Genomic DNA, 592 nt, shown 5'->3' with positions numbered 1-592 from the left:
CCACATGGGCAACACGGCCGAGAACGTCGCCCAGAAGTACCAGCTCACCCGCGGCGAGCAGGACGAGTTCGCCGCCAACTCGCAGCGCAAGGCCGGCGAGGCGCAGGCCGCAGGCMGCTTCAAGGACGAGATCACGCCGGTCACCGTGAAGGGCCGCAAGGGCGACACCATCGTCGAGGCCGACGAATATCCGCGCCCCGATACGACGGTCGACGTGCTGGCCAAGCTGCGCCCGGCCTTCTCGAAGGACGGCACGGTCACGGCGGGCAATGCCTCGGGCATCAATGACGGCGCGGCCGCGCTGGTGGTGATGTCGGCCGACGAGGCGAAGAAGCGCGGCATCAAGCCGCTGGCGCGCATCGTGAGCTGGGCGACGGCGGGCGTGGATCCCTCGATCATGGGCACGGGCCCGATCCCGGCGAGCCGCAAGGCGCTGGAGAAGGCGGGCTGGACCGTCGGCGACCTCGACCTGATCGAGGCCAACGAGGCCTTCGCGGCGCAGGCCTGCGCGGTGAACAAGGACCTCGGCTGGGACACGTCGAAGGTGAACGTGAATGGCGGCGCGATCGCGCTCGGCCATCCCATCGGCGCC

At 70.2% G+C, this 592-nt stretch carries 1 protein-coding gene; it reads left to right on the top strand.

Annotated elements, in window-relative coordinates; genetic code table 11:
- Positions 1-592: acetyl-CoA C-acyltransferase (locus AC1DWF_RS36620; RefSeq protein ID WP_476843337.1), on the top strand; the 592-nt coding region annotated here is incomplete at both ends.

The sequence above is a fragment of the Aminobacter sp. P4_D5 genome (assembly GCF_056401815.1).
The sequence above is the reverse complement of the archived record's forward strand: the minus strand, read 5'-3'. Positions and strand labels throughout refer to the sequence as shown.